At 74.1% G+C, this 19,659-nt stretch carries 16 protein-coding genes; 6 read left to right on the forward strand and 10 right to left on the reverse strand.

Translation table 11 applies throughout. From position 1 onward, the window contains the following. Positions 1 to 69: 69 nt before the first annotated feature. From ACFOSY_RS05980 to ACFOSY_RS05990, 3 genes are all read right to left on the reverse strand, one after another. Positions 70 to 3,444: a pyruvate carboxylase gene (locus ACFOSY_RS05980; protein ID WP_394305792.1), complete on the reverse strand. Its 3,375-nt coding sequence runs from the start codon at positions 3,442 to 3,444 to the stop codon at positions 70 to 72. A gap of 193 nt (positions 3,445 to 3,637) precedes the next feature. After that, positions 3,638 to 4,843 carry a S8 family peptidase gene (locus tag ACFOSY_RS05985; protein WP_394305659.1) on the reverse strand — a complete coding sequence of 402 codons (1,206 nt, stop codon included), beginning with the start codon at positions 4,841 to 4,843 and terminating at the stop codon, positions 3,638 to 3,640. A gap of 338 nt (positions 4,844 to 5,181) precedes the next feature. Then, positions 5,182 to 6,045: an SDR family oxidoreductase gene (locus ACFOSY_RS05990; protein ID WP_394305660.1), complete on the reverse strand. Its 864-nt coding sequence runs from the start codon at positions 6,043 to 6,045 to the stop codon at positions 5,182 to 5,184. Positions 6,046 to 6,138: 93 nt separating this feature from the next. On the opposite strand from ACFOSY_RS05990, the gene ACFOSY_RS05995 reads away from it, so the two are divergent. Further along, a complete protein-coding gene (locus tag ACFOSY_RS05995) occupies positions 6,139 to 6,531 on the forward strand; it encodes a winged helix-turn-helix transcriptional regulator (RefSeq protein ID WP_394305661.1) in 393 nt (130 codons plus the stop codon). A gap of 46 nt (positions 6,532 to 6,577) precedes the next feature. Here the strand turns inward: ACFOSY_RS05995 and ACFOSY_RS06000 are convergent, their stop codons facing one another. Beyond that, entirely contained in the window at positions 6,578 to 6,904 is a 327-nt protein-coding gene (locus tag ACFOSY_RS06000; RefSeq protein ID WP_006131068.1) for a nuclear transport factor 2 family protein, read from the reverse strand. A 134-nt stretch (positions 6,905 to 7,038) separates the two neighbouring features. Between ACFOSY_RS06000 and ACFOSY_RS06005 the strand changes: the two genes are divergently transcribed. Continuing rightward, complete coding sequence (locus tag ACFOSY_RS06005; RefSeq protein ID WP_394305662.1) at positions 7,039 to 7,581, forward strand: DoxX family protein; 543 nt, start codon at positions 7,039 to 7,041, stop codon at positions 7,579 to 7,581. A gap of 189 nt (positions 7,582 to 7,770) precedes the next feature. Here ACFOSY_RS06005 and ACFOSY_RS06010 read toward each other — a convergent pair whose 3' ends face one another. Both ACFOSY_RS06010 and ACFOSY_RS06015 read right to left on the reverse strand, forming a co-directional pair. Beyond that, on the reverse strand, positions 7,771 to 8,424 hold the full coding sequence (locus tag ACFOSY_RS06010; protein WP_394305663.1) for a response regulator: 654 nt from the start codon (positions 8,422 to 8,424) through the stop codon (positions 7,771 to 7,773). Further along, on the reverse strand, positions 8,412 to 9,683 hold the full coding sequence (locus ACFOSY_RS06015) for a sensor histidine kinase (protein ID WP_394305664.1): 1,272 nt from the start codon (positions 9,681 to 9,683) through the stop codon (positions 8,412 to 8,414). Before ACFOSY_RS06015 ends, ACFOSY_RS06010 begins: the two co-directional genes overlap by 13 nt. 125 nt (positions 9,684 to 9,808) lie before the next feature. Here ACFOSY_RS06015 and ACFOSY_RS06020 point away from each other — a divergent pair, with 125 nt between their 5' ends. Next, positions 9,809 to 11,362: an MFS transporter gene (locus ACFOSY_RS06020; RefSeq protein ID WP_394305665.1), complete on the forward strand. Its 1,554-nt coding sequence runs from the start codon at positions 9,809 to 9,811 to the stop codon at positions 11,360 to 11,362. A 9-nt stretch (positions 11,363 to 11,371) separates the two neighbouring features. Here ACFOSY_RS06020 and ACFOSY_RS06025 read toward each other — a convergent pair whose 3' ends face one another. From ACFOSY_RS06025 to ACFOSY_RS06040, 4 genes are all read right to left on the reverse strand, one after another. After that, positions 11,372 to 12,256 carry an endonuclease/exonuclease/phosphatase family protein gene (locus ACFOSY_RS06025; RefSeq protein ID WP_394305666.1) on the reverse strand — a complete coding sequence of 295 codons (885 nt, stop codon included), beginning with the start codon at positions 12,254 to 12,256 and terminating at the stop codon, positions 11,372 to 11,374. 132 nt (positions 12,257 to 12,388) lie between these two features. Continuing rightward, positions 12,389 to 13,312 (reverse strand): hypothetical protein, encoded by a 924-nt coding sequence (locus ACFOSY_RS06030; protein WP_394305667.1) that lies wholly within the window; start codon positions 13,310 to 13,312, stop codon positions 12,389 to 12,391. Continuing rightward, positions 13,309 to 13,815 (reverse strand): hypothetical protein, encoded by a 507-nt coding sequence (locus ACFOSY_RS06035; RefSeq protein WP_394305668.1) that lies wholly within the window; start codon positions 13,813 to 13,815, stop codon positions 13,309 to 13,311. The genes ACFOSY_RS06030 and ACFOSY_RS06035 overlap by 4 nt, the downstream gene beginning before the upstream one ends. Positions 13,816 to 13,818: 3 nt before the next feature. Further along, the gene (locus ACFOSY_RS06040; RefSeq protein ID WP_394305669.1) at positions 13,819 to 15,021 is read right to left on the reverse strand and encodes a macrolide family glycosyltransferase; all 1,203 of its coding nucleotides are present in this window, start codon (positions 15,019 to 15,021) and stop codon (positions 13,819 to 13,821) included. Positions 15,022 to 15,384: 363 nt separating this feature from the next. Between ACFOSY_RS06040 and aceE the strand changes: the two genes are divergently transcribed. From aceE to ACFOSY_RS06055, 3 genes are all read left to right on the forward strand, one after another. After that, complete coding sequence (gene aceE, locus ACFOSY_RS06045; RefSeq protein ID WP_394305670.1) at positions 15,385 to 18,072, forward strand: pyruvate dehydrogenase (acetyl-transferring), homodimeric type; 2,688 nt, start codon at positions 15,385 to 15,387, stop codon at positions 18,070 to 18,072. A 123-nt stretch (positions 18,073 to 18,195) separates the two neighbouring features. After that, the gene (locus ACFOSY_RS06050; RefSeq protein WP_394305671.1) at positions 18,196 to 19,092 is read left to right on the forward strand and encodes an RNA polymerase sigma-70 factor; all 897 of its coding nucleotides are present in this window, start codon (positions 18,196 to 18,198) and stop codon (positions 19,090 to 19,092) included. A gap of 99 nt (positions 19,093 to 19,191) precedes the next feature. Beyond that, complete coding sequence (locus ACFOSY_RS06055) at positions 19,192 to 19,617, forward strand: OsmC family protein (protein WP_394305672.1); 426 nt, start codon at positions 19,192 to 19,194, stop codon at positions 19,615 to 19,617. Positions 19,618 to 19,659: the final 42 nt, after the last annotated feature.

Here is a 19,659-nt window from a genome sequence, read left to right on the forward strand (position 1 = left end):
TACGGGGCCGCCGTCCGGTGCGGCGGCGACCCCGTGTCGGGCATATGCCTTCGGCATACTGCCTGGCGGTCAGGCGAGTTCGACCAGGAGGTCGCCGCCCTCCACCTGCTGGATGCGGTTGATCGCCAGCCGGGACACCGTGCCGGACGCCGGGGCCGTGATGGCCGCCTCCATCTTCATCGCCTCGATGGTGGCCACCGTGGCGCCCGCCTCCACCTGGTCCCCCTCGGCGACCGCGAGGGTCACCACACCGGCGAAGGGCGCCGCCACATGGCCCGGGTTCGCGCGGTCCGCCTTCTCGGTGACCGGCACGTCGGAGGCCGCGGCGCGGTCGCGGACCTGGATCGGCCGCAGCTGGCCGTTCAGTGTGGCCATCACCGTGCGCATGCCGCGCTCGTCCGCCTCACCGATGGCCTGGAGTTCGATCAGCAGCCGGACGCCCGGGTCGAGGTCGACGCCGTACTCCTTGCCGGGGCGCAGCCCGTAGAAGAAGTCCTTGCTGTCCAGGACGCCGGTGTCGCCGAACGACTGGCGGTGCGTCTCGAACTCGCGGGTCGGGCCGGGGAACAGCAGCCGGTTGAGCGTCGGGCGCCGGTCCTTGGCCAGGCCCTCGCGGTCCTCGGCGGACAGCTCCGGCGCCGGCTTGGGCTCCGCGCGCCCGCGCAGCGCCTTGCTGCGGAACGGCTCCGGCCAGCCGCCGGGCGGGGTGCCCAGCTCGCCGCGCAGGAAGCCGACGACCGAGTCGGGGATGTCGAAGCGGTCCGGGTCCTCCTCGAACGCGCGCGGGTCCACGCCCGCGCCGACCAGGTGCAGGGCGAGGTCGCCGACCACCTTGGACGACGGGGTGACCTTCACCAGCCGGCCCAGCATCCGGTCGGCGGCCGCGTACATCGCCTCGATGTCCTCGAAGCGGTCGCCGAGGCCCAGCGCGATCGCCTGGGTGCGCAGGTTGGAGAGCTGGCCGCCGGGGATCTCGTGGTGGTAGACCCGCCCCGTCGGGGAGGCCAGGCCCGCCTCGAACGGCGCGTAGACCTTGCGGACGCTCTCCCAGTACGGCTCCAGGTCGCCGACCGCCTGGAGGTCCAGGCCGGTGGGCCGCTCGGAGTGGTCGGTGGCGGCGACCAGCGCGGACAGCGAGGGCTGCGAGGTGGTGCCGGCCATGGAGGCCACCGCTCCGTCCACCGCGTCCGCGCCCGCCTGGATCGCGGCGAGGTAGGTGGCGAGCTGACCGCCCGCGGTGTCGTGGGTGTGCAGGTGGACGGGCAGGCCGAACTCGCGGCGCAGCGCCGACACCAGCGTGGCCGCGGCGGGCGCCCGCAGCAGGCCCGCCATGTCCTTCACGGCGAGGACATGGGCGCCGGCCTCGACGATCTGCTCGGCGAGGCGCAGGTAGTAGTCCAGCGTGTAGAGCCGCTCCGAGGGGTCGGACAGGTCGGCGGTGTAGCACAGGGCCACCTCCGCCACGGACGTGCCGGTCGCGCGGACGGCGTCGATGGCGGGCCGCATCTGGGAGACGTCGTTGAGCGCGTCGAAGACGCGGAAGACGTCGACGCCGGTGGCCGCGGCCTCCTGCACGAAGGCGTCGGTCACCTCCGTCGGATACGGCGTGTAGCCGACGGTGTTGCGGCCGCGCAGCAGCATCTGGAGGCAGATGTTGGGCACGGCCTCGCGCAGGGCGGCGAGCCGCTCCCACGGGTCCTCGGCGAGGAAGCGCAGGGCGACGTCGTAGGTGGCGCCGCCCCAGCACTCCAGGGAGAGCAGCCCGGGCAGGGTGCGCGCGACCACCGGGGCGACGGCGAGCAGGTCCTTGGTGCGGACCCGGGTGGCGAGCAGCGACTGGTGGGCGTCGCGGAAGGTGGTGTCGGTGACGCCGATGGTCGGCGACTCGCGCAGCCAGCGTGCGAAGCCCTCGGGGCCCAGCTCGGCGAGGCGCTGCCGGGAGCCGGCGGGCGGCTCCCCCGCGGGGGTCTCGGGCAGCTTGGTCAGCGGGTCGATCAGCTCCGGCCGCTCGCCGTGCGGCTTGTTCACGGTGACGTCGGCGAGATAGGTGAGCAGCTTGGTGCCGCGGTCGGCGGAGTGGTGGGCGGTGAGCAGCTGCGGGCGCTGCTCGATGAAGGAGGTGGTGACCCGTCCGGCCTGGAAGTCGGGGTCGTCCAGCACGGCTTGCAGGAAGGGGATGTTGGTGGCGACGCCGCGGATGCGGAACTCGGCCACCGCGCGCCGGGCGCGGCTCACCGCGGCGGCGAAGTCACGCCCCCGGCAGGTGAGTTTGACCAGCATGGAGTCGAAGTGGGCGCTGATCTCCGTGCCGGCGTGGGTGGTTCCGCCGTCGAGGCGGATGCCGGAACCGCCGGGCGAGCGGTAGGCGCTGATCCGGCCGGTGTCCGGGCGGAAACCGTTGGCCGGGTCCTCGGTGGTGATGCGGCACTGGAGGGCCGCGCCGCGCAGGGTGATCGACTCCTGCGACAGTCCGAGGCCGGCGAGCGACTCGCCGGCGGCGATGCGCAGCTGGGCCTGCACCAGGTCGACGTCGGTGACCTCCTCGGTGACCGTGTGCTCGACCTGGATGCGCGGGTTCATCTCGATGAACACGTGGTGGCCGTCGCGGTCGAGGAGGAACTCCACGGTGCCGGCGTTGCGGTAGCCGATGTGCCGGGCGAACCGTACGGCGTCGGCGCAGATCCGGTCGCGGAGCTCCGGGTCGAGGTTCGGCGCGGGGGCGAGCTCGATCACCTTCTGGTGGCGGCGCTGCACCGAGCAGTCCCGTTCGAAGAGGTGGATGACCTCGCCCTGCCCGTCGGCGAGGATCTGCACCTCGATGTGGCGGGGTTCGACGACGGCCTTCTCCAGGAACACCGTGGGGTCGCCGAACGCGGAGGCGGCCTCCCGGGACGCGGCCTCGATCGCCTCCCGCAGCTGGGCGGGGTCCTCCACGCGGCGCATGCCCCGGCCGCCGCCGCCCGCGACCGCCTTCACGAACACGGGGAAGCCGATCTCGTCGGCGGCGCGCACCAGTTCACCGACGTCGGTGGAGGGCGCGGAGGAGCCGAGGACGGGGACGCCCGCCTCGCGGGCGGCGGCCACCGCGCGGGCCTTGTTGCCGGTCAGCTCCAGGATGCGGGCGTCGGGGCCGACGAAGGTGATGCCCGCGTCCGCGCAGGCCTTGGCCAGCTCGGGGTTCTCCGACAGGAATCCGTAGCCCGGGTAGACGGCGTCGGCGCCCGCCCGGCGCGCCGCGCGGACGATCTCCTCGACGGACAGATAGGCCCGGACCGGGTGTCCCGGTTCGCCGATCTCGTAGGCCTCGTCGGCCTTCAGACGGTGCAGCGAGTTGCGGTCCTCGTACGGGAAGACTGCGACGGTGCGCGCACCGAGTTCGTAGCCCGCGCGGAACGCCCGGATCGCGATCTCGCCGCGGTTGGCGACGAGCACCTTGCGGAACATGGTCGATCCCTTCAGCCTGCCGGTGACGATCACCATCGTGTCCGCGGCGGGGGCGGTACGCCATGTGAGCCGGGCCACTCGCCCCGGGCGCGCCGGGGACACGCGCCGTCATACCGGGACGTACGGGGGCCACAGGGGAACGTTTCCCCTGTGGCCCCCGGCGCCCGGTGGGCGCGAGCGTCCGTGCCGCGTGCTACTCGGTGACCTTCAGCAGCTTGTTGGGCGTGCCCGTGCTGGGGTTGCTGATCGCGTCGGCGGTGGCGCCGTCGGTCAGCGCCTTGGCGACGGCGGCCGGGTCGGCGTCGGGGTGGCCGGCCAGGTAGACGGCGGCCGCGCCGGCGACGTGCGGGGAGGCCATCGAGGTGCCGGAGATGGTCTTGGTCCCGGTGTCGCTGTCGTTCCAGGCCGAGGTGATGTCGGAGCCGGGCGCGTACAGGTCGACGGACTCGCCGAAGTTGGAGAAGTCCGACTGGGCGTCGTCCTTCGTGCTGGAGGCGACGGTGAGCGCCTCGGGCACGCGCGCGGGCGAGCCCTGGCCGGCGTCGGCGGACTCGTTGCCGGCGGCGACCGCGAAGGTGACGCCGGAGGCTATGGCCTTCTGCACGGCCGCGTCGAGGGCCGGGTCGGCGGCGCCGCCCAGGCTCATGTTGGCGACGGACGGGCCCTGGTGGTTCTCGGTGACCCAGTCGATGCCGGCGACGACCTGCTCGGTGGTGCCCGAGCCGTTGTCGTCGAGGACTCTCACGGCGACCACCTTGGCCTTCTTGGCGACGCCGTGGTCGGCGCCCGCGATGGTGGCGGCGACGTGCGTGCCGTGGCCGTTGCCGTCGTCGGCGCTGTCGTCGTTGTCGACGGCGTCGAAGCCGTGGCTGGCGCGGCCCTCGAAGTCCTCGTGGGTGATCCGCACGCCGGTGTCGATGACGTACGCGGTGACGCCCTCGCCCGCCTGGTCGGGGTAGGTGTACTTGCTGTCGCCCGCGGTGTCCTGCTGGTCGATGCGGTCCAGGCCCCAGGAGGGCGGGTTGTCCTGGGTCGCGGTGGTGCGGTAGGTGCGGTTGGCGACGACGGCGCCGACGGCCGGGTCGGCCGCGAGGCGCTTCGCCTCGGTCGCGCTGAGTCCGTCGGCGGAGAAGCCCTCCAGGGCCGCGCCGTAGGAGCGGCTGAGCTCGCCGCCGTACTCCTGGGCCAGTTCCTTCTTGTCGGCGGACGTCGTCTTCTCGTCGAGGAGGACGATGTAGCTGCCCTTGACGGCTCCCGCGGCGCCGAGGCCGTAGACGGTGCCCTCGGCGGGCTGGGCCTGGGCGGACGAAGCCCCGAGCAGTGCTGCCGTGCTCGCGGCGGTCACCGCGCAGGCGGCTGCGGTGACCTTCAGTGCGACGGTGCGCATCCTGTGCGTCATGAAGAGGGGTCTCCTCGTCAGGGTGGTGTGGGGGGTTGACCTCCGGCGTGACGAGACGCGGAGGCTGACGAGAAGACTGACTACTTGTCGCGGTCAGATCAATGGTGGCCCGGAGGCGGCGGACGCCGTGGTACGGCCGATCTCCACAACGTCCGCCCAAGTCCGAGCCAACCGATCCGCAAAACCCGAGCTGAGCGGGGTGCTTGAACGCGCCAACCAGCGCGTGGGCGAGATTCGTGACCATCCCGTCACCCGATCCTCACCGAACGGGCGTTTCGCGGCTGTTGACCGGGGCTCTCGGCGCCCGAGGGCCCCGCACGCCTCGAGCCCCGGACGCCTCAGGCCCCGGCCCCGGTCCGGCGGAAGAGGTCCGCGTGGCGCCGGGCCCAGCCGGCGAAGGTACGCGGCGGCCGGCCGAGGACGTCCTGCACGCCGAGGCCGGCGCGCAGTTCGGCCTCGACGGGCTCACCCAGGATGGCGAGCGTGGTCTCGACGACCTCCTCGGGCATGAACCGCAGCATCTGTTCCCGGGCCTCGGCGCGGGGCAGGTCCACGTACCGCACCGGCTCGCCGAGCGCCGCCCCGATCGCCTCGGCCTGCTCGCGCGGGGTGACGAGGGCCGGGCCGGTCAGCTCGATCACCCGGCCGCCCGGTCCGCCGTCGCGCAGGACGGCGGCGGCGACCTCGGCGATGTCCGCCGGGTCGATCAGCGGCAGCCCCACGCCGCCGAACGGCGCGGCGACCGTCCGCGCGGAGCGCACCGCGCCCGCCCACGCGAGTGAGTTGGAGTGGAAGCCGCCCGGCCGCAGGATCGTCCAGTGCGCGTCCGACTCCCGTACCGCGTCCTCGACGGCGCGCGCCACCACGCCGTGCGACGCCGAATCCGGCCGGGTGGCGACGCCCTGCGAGGACAGCAGCACGATGCGTGTGACGCCGGCGGCCTTCGCCGTGGCCACGATCTCCTGCGGGTCGATCAGATGCGCGGAGGGGCCCCCGCTCTGGAGGAACAGCGCGTCGGCACCGTCGAACGCCTCGCGCAGACTGCCGGCGTCGGTCAGGTCGGCGCGCACCGGCCGTACGCCGTCCGGCACCTGGTCCGCCGTGATCCCCCTCGACGTCGCCGTCACCCGCGCGCCGTCCGCCGCGAGGGAACGGACCAGTTCCCGGCCGACGTTCCCCGTTGCCCCGGTCACCACAAACATGAACAACTCCCCTGTTGTCTCGGTGTGGTGAGGACGCTAACAGCCTGCGTATAGTAGGTACCTAGAAGATAGTGACTATCCCGGAGGGTGTGCATGGCCGGAACGAAGCAGGCGGTGTCCACCGGGAGCGAGCCCCAACTCGCCTGTCCCGTCAGCCCGGTCGTCGACATCGTGTTCAGCCGCTGGACCACCCCCGTGCTGTGGGCGCTGCACACGTACGGGCGGCAGCGGTTCGTGGAGCTGCAGCGGCGCGTCGGCGCCATCACCCCGAAGGTGCTGACCCAGCGGCTGCGGCAGCTGGAGCGGGACGGGCTGGTGGTGCGCACCTACTACCCCGAGGTGCCGCCCCGGGTGGAGTACGAGATCAGCGAACTGGGCCTCAGCCTCGCGCCGCTCTTCGCGCACCTCACCGAGTGGGGCACGGCCAACCTGGGCCGGGTCGAGGAGGCACGACGGGCGTACGACGCGGATCCGGCCCGCGCGTGAGGCGCGCCGGATCCGGCCCGCGCGTGCGGCGGATTCCGGCGGGCCGTCAGGCCTGACCGGTCTCGAAGCGGGAGATGCGGCCGTCGTCGTCGACGGTGAACGACCAGGTGGTGCGCATCTCGCCGTAGGTGTCGTTGCTGTAGCGGGCGACGAGACGGCGACCGCCGTCGGACTCGTTCTCGACCTCCATGTGGCCGTGCGAGGAGAAGATCTCCCGGTCGGTCCAGTCGGCGAGGTCGCGTTCGCTGCCGTCGTCCGCCATGGTGGCGCCCGGCGCCAGCAGGGCCATGAAGCCCTCCCGGTCGTGGTTGTTCACGGCCGTGACGAAGGCGCGTACGGCGGGGTCGCTGAGGCGGGTGATCTGAATGGTCATGCCTGCCAGGTTCGTACCGGTGCCGGGACCCCGCCACCCGCGTCACCCGTTCGGCGCGGGTGAAGGGCCGGGGCCAGGGCGGCGGTGCGACGGTGGTCGGGCCAGACCACCCCCACCCTTCACGGGGAGACGACGTGACCTGTATCGACCGACGCGACCTGGGACTGCTGCTGCTCCGGCTGGGAACCGGCGGAGTGCTCGCGGCGCACGGTTCGCAGAAGCTGTTCGGCTGGTTCGGCGGTGGCGGCATCGAGGGCACCGGCCAGTTCATGGACTCCATCGGGTACGCGCCCGGCAAGGTCAGCGCCACGGCGGCCGGTGTCGCGGAGACGGGCGGCGGGCTGCTGCTGGCGCTCGGGCTCGCCACACCGGCGGCGGGGGCGGCTGCCGCCGGGGCGATGGCGGGGGCGTCGGCGGTGCACGCGCCGAACGGCTTCTTCAACCAGGAGGGGGGTTTCGAGTACGCGGCGTCCTTGGGCCTGACGGCGGCGGGGCTCGCTGTCGCGGGGCCGGGGCGGTTGTCGCTCGACCATGTGCTCGGGCATGCGGCCGACCGGGGGTGGATGGTGCCGGTGGCGCTGGGGGTGACGGCGGCGGTTGCCGCGGTCGCGGTGGGGGCGAGGGGGCGGCGGCTGCGGAAGGCTCGGGAGGGGCAGCAGGGGGTGCTGTTCGAGTAGCGGGGGGTGTGGGGGGGGCGTCGCGCAGTTCCCCGCGCCCCTGGAGGGGGGTGCCACTCCGCCCGAGTTCGCGGGTGCGGGTGGTGGGGGTTGAGCGCGCAGTTCCCCGCGCCCCTGGAGGGGGGTGCCACTCCGCCTGTGTTCGCGCGTGCGGGTCGTGGGGGGCTGGGCGCGCAGTTCCCCGCGCCCCTAAAGGCGGGTGTTTTCCAGGAAGTGGAGGACCGCTGCCACTCGGCGGTCCGTGCGGTTCGTGGGGGGTAGGTCCAGCTTGGCGAAGATGTTGCGGATGTGCTTGTGCACAGCCCCGTCGCTGACGACGAGACGTTCCGCGATGGCCGCGTTGCCCAGGCCCTCCGCCATCAGCGCGAGCACGTCCCGCTCGCGGGGGCTCAGCCGCTCCAGGCGGGTGTCGGGCCGGCTGCGGGCGAGCAGCTGGGCGACGACCTCCGGGTCGATGGCGGTGCCGCCGTCCGCCACCCGGTGCAGCGCCTCCAGGAACTGCTCGACGCGCCCCACCCGCTCCTTCAGCAGATAGCCGAGCCGGGCGCTGCCCTGTGCGAGCAGGTCGGTGGCGAAGGCCTGCTCGACGTACGCGGACAGCACGAGCACCGCGAGGCCGGGCAGCCGCCGCCGTGCCTCCACGGCGGCGGTGATCCCCTCGTCGGTGTGGGTGGGCGGCATCCGTACGTCGACGATGGCGACGTCCGGCCGTTCCGCGTCGACGGCGTCGAGGAACGCGCCGGGGTCCTCGGCCGTCGCCACCACGTCCAGGGACTCGGCGCGCAGCAGCAGCGCGAGACCCTCCCGCAGCAGGGCGTCGTCCTCGGCGATCACGATCCGCATGGCAGGGTCACCTTCAGGGTGGTGGGGCCGCCGGGAGGGCTGGCCAGCTCCAGGGTTCCGTCGTGGGCCTCGACGCGGCGGCGGATGCCGGTGAGCCCGGTCCCGCCGTGCTCGCCGGCGCCGCCGTGGCCGTCGTCGCGGACCTCCACGTGCAGTCGCCCGCCGTCCGTGCGGACGGTGACCCGCGCCTCGCCGGCGCCGCTGTGCCGGGCGATGTTGGTGAGGGCCTCGGCGACCGCGAAGTACGCCGTCGCCTCGACCGACGCCGGGCACCGGGCGGGCACGTCGGCGTCGACGCGGCACGGCACCGGGCAGCCGGCCGCGAGCGCCGTGAGGGCGTCGGGCAGGCTGCGGTCGGCGAGGACCGGCGGGAGGATGCCGCGCACCACCGCCCGCAGTTCGGCGAGCGCCTGTTCGGCGGCGTCCTGCGCGCGGTCCAGGACGGCCGCGGCCTCCTCCGGGTCGCGGGCGAGGGCCCGCCGGGCGGCTCCGAGCAGCACCGTGACGGCGACGATGCGGTTCTGCGTCCCGTCGTGCAACGCCCGCTCCACGCGCCGCAGTTCGGCGACGTGGGCGTCCAGGGCGGCGGCGCGGGTGGCGGTCAGCTCGGCCACCCGCAGGGCCAGGTCGGTGCCCGGGTCGGGGCCGAGCAGGCGGCGTCCGGGCCAGGCCTGGAGCCGGGCGAGGGCGGGCGCGCCCACCAGGACGACGCCGGCCAGGGCCACGCCGGTCGCGGCGACGGCCAGGGCGCCGGGCCAGTCCCGGACGGTCCACCAGCCCACGGCGGAGGCGGCCTCGCTCTCCGGCAGCGCGGTCCAGTACAGCGGGAAGGTGAGGTCGTGGGCCGCGCTCAGCGGCAGCGTCGCCCCGACCAGTCCGAGGAACAGGCCGAGGAGCGCGTGCGTGACCACCCAGCGGGCCTCGCGGCGGACGGCGCGGTCGGCGAGCATCGCCCGCGGCCCGTCCGGGAGCGGCGCGGGGCCGACGATCTCGGGGCCCCAGCGGGAGAGCCTGCCGCGTTCCCGGTCGGCGACCGCGCGCACCGCGCGCAGGGCGGACGGCAGCAGCCACAGGCCGACTCCGGCAAGGCAGGCCGCCGCGGTCAGGGCCAGCCACAGCGCGGCGAGCAGGGCCAGCAGGGCGGTGCCCAGTCCCCCGACCAGATGTTCCAGCCCGTCCAGCGCGGTCCGCGCGCGTACGGCCACCGTCCGGCGCCGCCCCGGCCGTGCGTCCGCCGGGCGGTCCTGGGTCACCACCATCCGCACCTCCCCGCCAGGGAGGATGGTACGCCGGACCGCCCGGCCCGCCCGCCCGGTGATCGAGTGGTGCCCGGTGGGGGGCGCGCGTACGGTCGAACGGTGGACTCCCGGAAGGGCGACCCGATATGACCAGCAGTCCGCGACCGGCCTCCACGAAGGAGGCCACACGGGACGGCCGCGGCGGCGGCAACGCGATGGCCCTGTTCGTCATCGCCTCGTGTCAGCTGATGGTGGTGCTGGACATCACCATCGTGAACATCGCGCTGCCGCACATCCAGCGCTCCCTCGACTTCTCGACCGCCAGTCTGTCGTGGGTGGTCAACGCCTACACCCTCACGTTCGGCGGTCTGCTCCTGCTGGGCGGCCGGGCCGGTGACATCCTCGGCAGACGGCGGGTGTTCATCTTCGGTGTGCTGCTGTTCGTTCTGGCGTCCCTGCTGGGCGGGCTCGCGCAGAACGCCGGGCAACTGCTCGCGGCGCGCGCGCTGCAAGGCGTGGGCGGTGCGATCGCCTCTCCGACGTCCCTGGCGCTGATCAGCACGACCTTCCGCGAGGGGCCTGAGCGCAACCGCGCGTTCGGGGTGTTCGCGGCGGTGTCGGCGGGCGGCGGCGCGATCGGGCTGCTGGCGGGCGGCATCCTCGTGGAGTGGCTGAACTGGCGGTGGGTGCTGTTCGTCAACGTCCCCATCGGCCTGCTCATCGCCCTGGCGACCCCGCGGTACATCAAGGAGTCCGAGCGTCATCCGGGCCGTTTCGACGTCACCGGCGCGCTGACCTCCACGGCCGGCATGGTGCTCCTCGTCTACGGCTTCATCCGGGCCGCGCAGGACGGCTGGCGGGACACGCTCACGCTGGTGTCGTTCGCGGCGGCGGTGGTGGTACTGGTGGCGTTCGTGCTGCTCGAACGGCGGTCGCCGCAGCCGATCACACCGCTGCACATGTTCGCGGACCGCAACAGAGCGGGCACGTACGGGATCATGCTGTTCCTGGCCGCGGCGCTGTTCGGCATGTTCTTCTTCCTGACCCTGTTCGTGCAGAACGTGCTGGGCTTCGGCCCCCTCAGGGCGGGTCTCGCCTTCCTGCCGGTGAGCGCGGTCATCGCGGTCGGCGCCGGGCTGGCCTCACGGTTCCTGCCGGTGTACGGGCCGAAACCGTTCATGGTGGCGGGCGCTCTCTTCGCGGCCGCGGGTCTGGCGTGGCTGACGCTGACCGACGTGCACTCGACCTATGCGGGCAGCGTGCTCGGTCCGATGCTGGTGTTCAGCTTCGGCATGGGCATGCAGTTCGTGTCACTGACCCTCATGGCGCTGTCCAACGTGCCCGTGCGGGAGACCGGCGCCGCCTCGGGTCTGCTCAACGCCACACAGCAGGTCGGCGGTTCGCTGGGCCTGTCGATCCTGGTGACCGTGTACGGCACGGCCAGCCGGAACGAGGCGGAGAAACAGGTCCCGCTCTTCCTGCAACAGGCGACGCCGGCCCAGCAGATGGAGTTCCGGCGCACGGGGGAACTGCCCGGTCGGTGGGGCGCCGAGGTCCTCACCTCCGGGGTGACCGCCGCGTTCATCACGGCGGCCGTGTTCGCCGGGCTCGCCGCCCTGGTCGCGGTGGTGGCGATCCAGGTCCGTCCGTCGGACCTGGAACGTCTCCAGGGCGGCGGGCCGGGTGTGCCGCCGGGGTGAGGGCGCCGGTCAGCCGCGCGCGCGGGGCAGGCGCAGGTCGGCGACGACCGGCCGGTGGTCCGACGCGGCGGTGGCGTGCGTACGGGCCCCGGTCACGGTGATCCCGTGCGAGACGGTGATCAGGTCGATGCGCTTCTGCGGGGCGACCGCCGGGTAGGTGAGTCCGGCGTCGGGTGCGGCGTCGCGCAGGGTGTGCCACAGGGGCGCCAGCTCGGGCGCGGACGGCTCGGCGTTGAAGTCGCCGAGCAGGATCCTCGGCCCCCGGTCGTCGGCGAGGACGTCCAGCATGTCGGCGACCTGGGCGGCGCGGATCGACGGGTCGGCGCGGTAGTCCAGGTGCGTGGAGTACACGTGCGTCCGCACGCCCTTCACCCGGATCACGATCTCGGCGAAGCCGGGCGCCGGGGCGGGCACCGGGTCGGGGGTCTGCGTGGACAGCCGGGTGATCTCGTGGTTCTCGGCGTGCAGCACGGGGTGGCGGCTGAGCACGGCCACGCCGTACCGCCGGCGCTCCCCGCCCTCGGCGGCCGGGTCCAGGTCGTAGATCGGTGCGAAGAACACCCGCATGCGGAGCTTCCCGGCGAGCGCGCGGGCCTCGTCCACGAAGGCGCTGCGCTCGCCCCAGTGGACGTCGACCTCCTGGAGCCCGATGACGTCGGCGTGCAGGCCGCGCAGGGCGTCGGCGGTGCGGTCGAGGTCGAAGACCTGGTCCTCCCCCGCTCCCGCGTGGATGTTGTACGTCGCCACGCGGAGCGGTACGGCGGGGGCGCGGGAGCCGGACGGGGAGGTGTCCTCCGCCGCCGTGGCCGGGGCCGCGGTGAGCGACAGGACGGCGGCGAGGAGCACGGCGGCGACACGGGCGGTGCGGGCGGGACGTCTCGGTCCTGGCGGCATGCCTTCTCCTGTGTACGGGTGCGGTGTTGACGAAGGGTCGGTGCGTCGTCACCGCATGGAAGCACAGGCGGGCCCGGCGGCCGAGTGCCTTGGCCGTTCCTTTTCCGGCCGGACCCTTCCCGGCCGTCTCGGTCACGGCAGCGCGTCGGTCCTGGTGACCGAGCGGATGAGCGCGAGCACGGTGCCGGTGGTGTGCTCCAGGTGCGTGCGGCCGTCGGGACGGCGGGAGTGGGGGCTGATGTAGCTGCGGCGGCCGAGGTGGGTGGCCGGGTCCATGCGGTGCACGGTGACCTTCCCGGCGCGGCGGGCCCGGTTCCAGCCGCTGCCGCGCAGCAGTCGCCAGCGCTGCGGGAAGAGCCAGGTGCCGACCCGTTCGATCCGGTCGTGGGCGCTGGTGAGCTGGTGCAGGTGCAGGGCGTGGGTGAGGTCGTTGGCGCCGTTGTGGAAGCCGCCGAGCGTGATCAGCAGCAGCGGGGCGCCCAGCTGGGCGTGGAGTTCCGCGACCGCGCCGGTGGCGACCTGCGCGCCGCCGCTGTAGCTGAGCAGCACGACGGGGACGCCGCTGTCCGGCCGGTAGCCGGCGCGCCGCAGCTGGCCGGCGATCTGGGCGCCGACGGCACGGTTGTACAGGGGGCGGTAGCGGCGGTCGGCGGCGACGAAGATCTGCATGACGTTGTGCAGGAACAGCAGCAGTCCGGCGTGCCGGCGGATCCGCACCCACACCGGCCGGTCGGCGAGCGGGGCGGCCAGCGGCGAGTAGGGCTGGACCTGTCCCAGCACCCGCATGTCGGGCGCGGCGGCGATCAGCGCCTTGACGAGCTGTCCGCCGTCGCGGGTGTCGGTGAAGCGCCGCTTGCCGATGCCGTCCAGGTAGACCAGATAGGCGGCCGGCGGGCGGTCGGGGTCGGCGCCCCGGGCGTAGGGCATGCCGGGCGGGAGGTCGGTGGCGGGGCTGCGCCAGCCGGCGGTGAAGAGCATCACCTCGTAGCGGGCGAGCAAGGCCTCGACGAGGAGGACCGGGCCGAGCACCAGGGCGACGAGCGGGAACCAGGTCATGCCGTCCGCCTCCGTGTGCGTGCGCGTGTCCGTGTCCGTGGGGCGCCGATCCGGCCGACGAGGCGTCGTACGGCCTCGACGGCCGCGGCGAGTCCGATGCCGGCGGCGGCCACGCAGGCCGCGGCGGCCCAGCCGCCCACGCCGGTCGCGTCGGCGACCGGCCCGACCAGTCCGGCGCCCACCCCGGTCAGCAGCATCAGATGCAGGGCGGGGCCGAGCAGCGGGAAGGCGATGACGGCGCCGAGCAGCATCGGGGCGACCTGTCCGGCGGTCCAGCCGGGCGCCGTCCCGGACGCGGTGGCGCCCGGCAGCAGCTCGGCGAGGGTGTACGCGGTCAGCGGCCAGAGGGCGACGACGGCGCTCTCGACGGCGGTGCCGGTGAGCAGCAGCCCGGCCACGACGGGAGGCGACACCTCGGGGCGGCGGGCGACCAGCGGCAGGATCCGCCCGGCCGCTTCGGACAGCCCGGCGAGCAGCACAAGGGCGAGGACGAGGGGCGGCATGGCTCAGTGCCCCCGCTTCTCGTGGGCGCCGGCGCGGCGCAGGAGCGCCTCGATCTCGTCGGCCGCGCGAAGGTGTCCGCCCGCCTGCCGCTGGGCGGCCCGCAGGTTGGCGGCCGCGTCGCGGAAGCGGGGCTCGGTGAGCAGGCGGCGGGCCAGGGCGTGCACGGCGGCCTCGGTGGCGGCCTCGGGGCGGACGGTCAGCCCGGCGCCGAGTTCCGTGACCCTGCTCGCCACCTGGGGCTGGTCGGCCCCCTGTGGGACGACCAGCACGGGCACGCCCGCGTACAGCGCCTCGTTGACGCTGTTCATGCCTCCGTGCGTCACGAACAGGTCGGCGCGCTCGAGCAGTTCGAGCTGCGGGACGAACCGGCGGGCGAGCACGTTGTCCGGCAGCGCGCCGAGCGCGGCGGGGTCGGTGCGTCCGGTGGCGACGACGACGGTGCCGCCGAGCGGCGCCAGGGCGGCGGCGAAACCCCGCAGCACCGACGGCCCGGCGTCGAACACCGTGCCCAGGGAGACGTACAGCACCGGCGGCCGCAGGGTGTCGAACGGGAACGACGCATCGTGCGGCCGGGCGCCGACGCTGGGGCCGACGAACCGGTACGTGCGGTCGAAGGAGGCGGCCTCGGGCTGGAATTCGCGGGAGGTGAAGACCAGGTTGAGCGGCTGACGCGCGTTCACCAGGTCGACCAGGGGCAGCCCTCGGGTGCGGTGGCGGCGGGCGAGCAGCAGACGCGCGCGGGCGTACCCGAGGAGGCTGCTGGGCCGGGTGACCGCCTCGGCCAGCAGTGTCCAGGAGGCGCGGGCGGGGCTGGGCACGCGGCGGCCGAACGCCATGGTGGTGAACAGCGACACGCCCGGCACGCCGAGTTCGGCCGCGGTGACCGGCCCCCAGGGGCACGCGGCGCCGTGCACGACCACGTCGGGCCGTGTGCTCCGCAGGTCGGCCAGCACGGACGGCAGCGTCTCCAGGGCGGTGCGGGCGAGCTGTTCCAGCAGGGTGACGGGCGTCGGAGGGCCGGCGAGCGGCGGGCCGTCCCCGGGGTACCGGAAGACGGTGGCGCCGGCGGCGGCCACGTCCGGCTCGAACGCGGCGGTCGTGTGGTACGTGACGGTGTGACCGCGGCGCACCAGCTCGGCCACGACGGGCAGGGTCGGGTTGATGTGGCCGCGCAGGGCGACGTTGACGAACGCGACGGTGCTCACCGTACGGCCCCCGTGGGACGGGCGGGGCGACACCACCGCGGGGCGCTCCCGGTCACGGCCCCCGGCGGTGCTGTCACGGGCCGGGGAAGGTCGTGCGGACCCGAGCCACTCATCGTTCGTCCTCTCCCGTCTCTCGGTCGACGCGTTCGCGTTCCCCTCACCGACAGGGCAGCCCCGCGATCTGTGACAGCGCCGGCCCTCGACGGCCGCGGATGTAACGCGCGTCACTCCACGCCCTGTCACAGGGCCCCGTCCGGCCCGGTCGTACCAGGTGAGCGACCGGATGCCCCGGACGGGGCGTCCGGCCGTCCGGGCGCGTCCCCCCGCGCCCTCCCCCCTTGCGTGATCCGAAGGAAGAGCACCATGAGTGACCCGTTCCGGCCCCCGGAGCCCGCCGCGGTGAGCGAGCTCGACCAGCTGCCCGACCGTGACGCCGAGGAGACCGCCGAATGGCGGGCGTCGCTCGACGCCGTCGTGCGGAACGCCGGCCCGGACCGGGCCGTGTACCTGCTGCGCCGGGTGCACGAGCACGCCGCCCGGTCCGGGCTCACCGTGCCCGGGCTGCTCACCACCGACCCCGTCAACACCGTCCCGGCGTGGGCGCAGCCGGACTTCCCCGGCGACCTCGCCCTGGAGTCCCGGATCACCGCGTGGAACCGGTGGAACGCGGCGGTGATGGTGAGCCGCGGCGCCCGTGACGGACTGGGCGGCCATCTCTCCACGTACGCCTCGGCCGCCTGGCTGTACGAGATCGGGTTCAACCACTTCTTCCGCGGCAAGGACGGCGGCGGCTCCGGCGACCAGCTGTTCGTGCAGGGACACGCGACGCCCGGCGTCTACGCGCGCGCCTTCCTCGAAGGGCGCCTGGACGAAGGGCACTTGGCGAACTTCCGGCGCGAGGCGGGCGGTCACGGGCTGCCCTCGTACCCGCATCCCAGGCGGCTTCCGTGGCTGTGGGAGTTCCCCACCGTGTCCATGGGCCTGGGGCCGCTCGCCGCGATCCACCAGGCCCGGTTCAACCGCTATCTGCACGCGCGGGGCATCAAGGACACGTCCGGCTCCCGGGTGTGGGCGTTCCTCGGCGACGGCGAGACGGACGAGCCCGAGTCGACGGCGGCGCTGGCGCTCGCGGCCCGTGAGGGTCTGGACAACCTGACCTTCGTCGTCAACTGCAATCTCCAGAAGCTGGACGGTCCGGTGCGGCCCAACGCGCAGATCGTGCGGGAGCTGGAGGCCCGGTTCCGCGGGGCGGGCTGGAACGTGGTCAAGTCGCTGTGGGGCGAGGCGTGGGACGCCCTGTTCCAGCGAGACACCGACGGCCTGCTGGTGCACCGGCTCGGCGAGGTGCCGGACGCGCAGCTCCAGACGTACGCGGCACGGGACGCGGCCTACGTCCGCCGGCACTTCTTCACCGGCGACGCCCTGTCCCGGGTCGCGGCCGGCCTCGACGACGCGGCGCTGACCGGGCTGTTCGGCGACTCGCGCGGCGGGCACGAGCCGCTCAAGGTGTACGCGGCGTACCGCAGGGCGGTCGAGCACCGGGGCGCGCCCACGATCGTTCTGGTCCAGACGGTGAAGGGCCACACGCTCGGCCCGGAGTTCGCCTCGCGCAACGCCAACCACCAGATGAAGAAGCTCAGTCCGCGGCAGTTCCGTGAGCTGCGCGACCGGCTCGAGCTGCCGATCCCCGACCGCGCGCTGGACGGGGACGAGGTGCCGTTCCGGCACCCGGGCGACGACGCGCCGGAGGTGCGGTATCTGCGGGAGCGGCGTGCCGCGCTGGGCGGTCCGGTGCCGGAGCGGCGGGTCGTGGCGGGCCCGCTGCCGCAGCCGCCGCCCGCCGCCTTCGAGGCGCTGCACCAGGGGTCCGGCACGCAGGAGGTGGCGACCACCACGGCGCTGGTCCGGCTGGTGAAGGACCTGATGCGCGACAAGGCGACGGGCCGCCGCTGGGTGCCGATCGTTCCGGACGAGGCCCGCACCTTCGGCATGGAGTCCCTGTTCCCGACGGCGGGCATCTACGCGCCGGAGGGGCAGACCTACGAGCCGGTGGACGCGGACCAGTTGCTGCGCTACCGGGAGGCGGCGGACGGGCAGCTCATCGACGAGGGCATCACCGAGGCGGGCTCGGTGGCCGAGTTCACGGCCGCCGCCACCTCGTACGCCACGCACGGCGAGCCGATGATCCCGCTGTACATCTTCTACGCGATGTTCGGCTTCCAGCGCACCGGCGACCAGTTCTGGGCGCTGGCCGACCAGTTGGGCCGCGGGTTCGTCGTCGGGGCGACGGCCGGGCGGACCACGATGACGGGCGAGGGCCTCCAGCACGCCGACGGGCACTCGCATCTGCTGGCGTCCACCAATCCCGCCGTCGTCAGCTACGACCCGGCGTTCGCCCACGAGATCGCGGTGATCGTCCGGGAGGGGATGCGGCGGATGTACGGGGAGCGGCCCGAGGACGTCTTCTACTACCTGACCGTCTACAACGAGCCCAAGTGGCAGCCTCCCGTGCCGCCCGGCCCTTCGGTGGAGGAGGGCATCCTGCGGGGCGTCTACCGGTTCCGGCCGGCGCCGTCGCCCGAGGCCGGTCCCCGGATCCAGCTGCTGTCCTCCGGGACGGCGGTCCACTGGGCGCTCGAGGCGCAGGAGTTGCTGGCGGAGGAGTGGGGCGTGCGTGCCGACGTGTGGTCGGTGACCTCCTGGACGGAGCTGCGGCGTGACGCGCTGCGGGCCGACGCGGCACGGCTGCGCGGCGAGGAGCGCGTCCCGTACGTGACCCGGGCGCTCGCCGGGGCGCCGGGGCCGGTGCTGGCCGTCAGCGACTGGATGCGGCAGGTCCCGGACCAGATCAGCCAGTGGGTCGAGCAGGACTGGGCGTCCCTCGGCACGGACGGTTTCGGGCTGAGCGACACCCGGGAGGCGGTCCGGCGTCACTTCGGCGTCGACCCCGGGTCGATCGCCGTGGCGGCCCTGGACCAGCTGGCCCGCACGGGTGCGGTGCCCCCGGAGACGGTGGCACGGGCCCGTGCCCGGTACGGACGGGAGGCCTGATCCGGAGGGCCGGGCGGCCCGCTGTACCGTACACGTACGGGGGTGGCGGGCCCGCCCTGCTCCCGGACGCGCGTGGTGAAGGCGGCTTGTAGCATGGTGAGCGCGGAGCCGGAAGGGGCGACCATGGACGCTCGGGACGCATCCGATTCCCTGGACCGGGCGACGGACGATTTCCTCGCGGCCCGTCCCCAGCTGTTCGGGATCGCCTACCGGGTGCTCGGCAGCGCCGCGGAGGCGGAGGACGTCCTCCAGGAGACGTGGGTGCGGTGGCAGAACGCCGACCGCTCCGGCGTGAAGGAGCCGGCCGCCTTCCTCACCACGATCACCGCGCGCCTCGCCATCAACGTCGCGCAGTCCGCGCGCGTCCGGCGCGAGTCGTACGTCGGGCCGTGGCTGCCCGAGCCGGTCGACACCCGGCACGACCCCCAGCTGGGCGCGGAGCGCGCCGAGGCGCTGGAGATGGCGGTGCTGCTCCTGCTGGAGAAGCTGAATCCGGTGGAGCGGGCCGCGTACGTGCTGCGGGAGGCGTTCGACTACCCGTACAAGCAGGTCGCGGAGATCCTCGAGACGAGCGAGGCGAACACCCGGCAGCTGGTGAGCCGGGCCCGCAAGCATCTGGCGGCCGAGCGCAAGGAGCCGGTGAGCCCGGCGGACCACCGGCGGCTCCTCGAGGTGTTCCTGGCGGCGGCGCAGACCGGTGACATGCGGGTGCTCGAGAACGTGCTGGCCGCCGACGTGGTCAGTTACGCCGACGGCGGCGGCATCCGCGGCGCCTCGCGCATCCCGGTGGTCGGACGCCTGCGCGTCTCCAAGTACCTGGCCGCCTTCGCGCCGCGCTTCTGGCCGCCGGCCGAGACCCGCTGGGTGGAGGCGAACGGCAACCCGGCCGTCCTCGTCACGGCCGGCGGGAACCCGGTGGCGCTGCTGTCGGTCGACGCGTCCGCGGACGGCATCGAGCGGCTCATGTGGGTGATGAACCCGGAGAAGCTGTCGCCGTACGTGACGTCTCTGACCGCCTGACGGCCGGGAGTCCGCGCCCGGCCACGCGCGGGCATGTCACATGCGCGTGATCGTCGCGGTCTGGTGGGTGACCCGCAGGACCCACCGAGAGGCAGCATCATGACCGGACGCACCGTGTCCGTCCGCGAGGGCGGGCGGCTGGCCCGTACCGTCGCGGTCGGACCGCATCTGCTGACCGCTGACGAGCCCGAACCGCTCGGCGCGGACACCGGACCCACCCCCGGGGAGCTGCTGCTGGCGGCGCTCGGGTCGTGCACGTCGATGGCGGTCCGCGCGTACGCGGCACGGCAGGGCTGGGGGCTCGACGAGGTCGTGGTGGAGGCGCGGTTCGAACCGCGCGGGCAGATCGTCAAGCAGGTCCGGCTGACGGGCGACCTCGACCCGTCCCAGGTGGAGCGGCTGCTGAAGGTCGCCGGGCGCTGCCCGGTGCAGCGGCTGATCACGGGGGACGTGACGGTGACGACCGTGCCCACGGTGGTGACGTCGGTGCGGCGGATCGCGGCCCCCCGTCCGCTGCCCGAGTGAGCGGCCCTCGGGGCCTGTCCGGCGGATCGTGCCGGACAGGCC

Origin of the sequence: Streptomyces lusitanus (assembly GCF_042647945.1) — a bacterium.
Classification (GTDB): Bacteria; Actinomycetota; Actinomycetes; order Streptomycetales; family Streptomycetaceae; genus Streptomyces; species Streptomyces pseudogriseolus.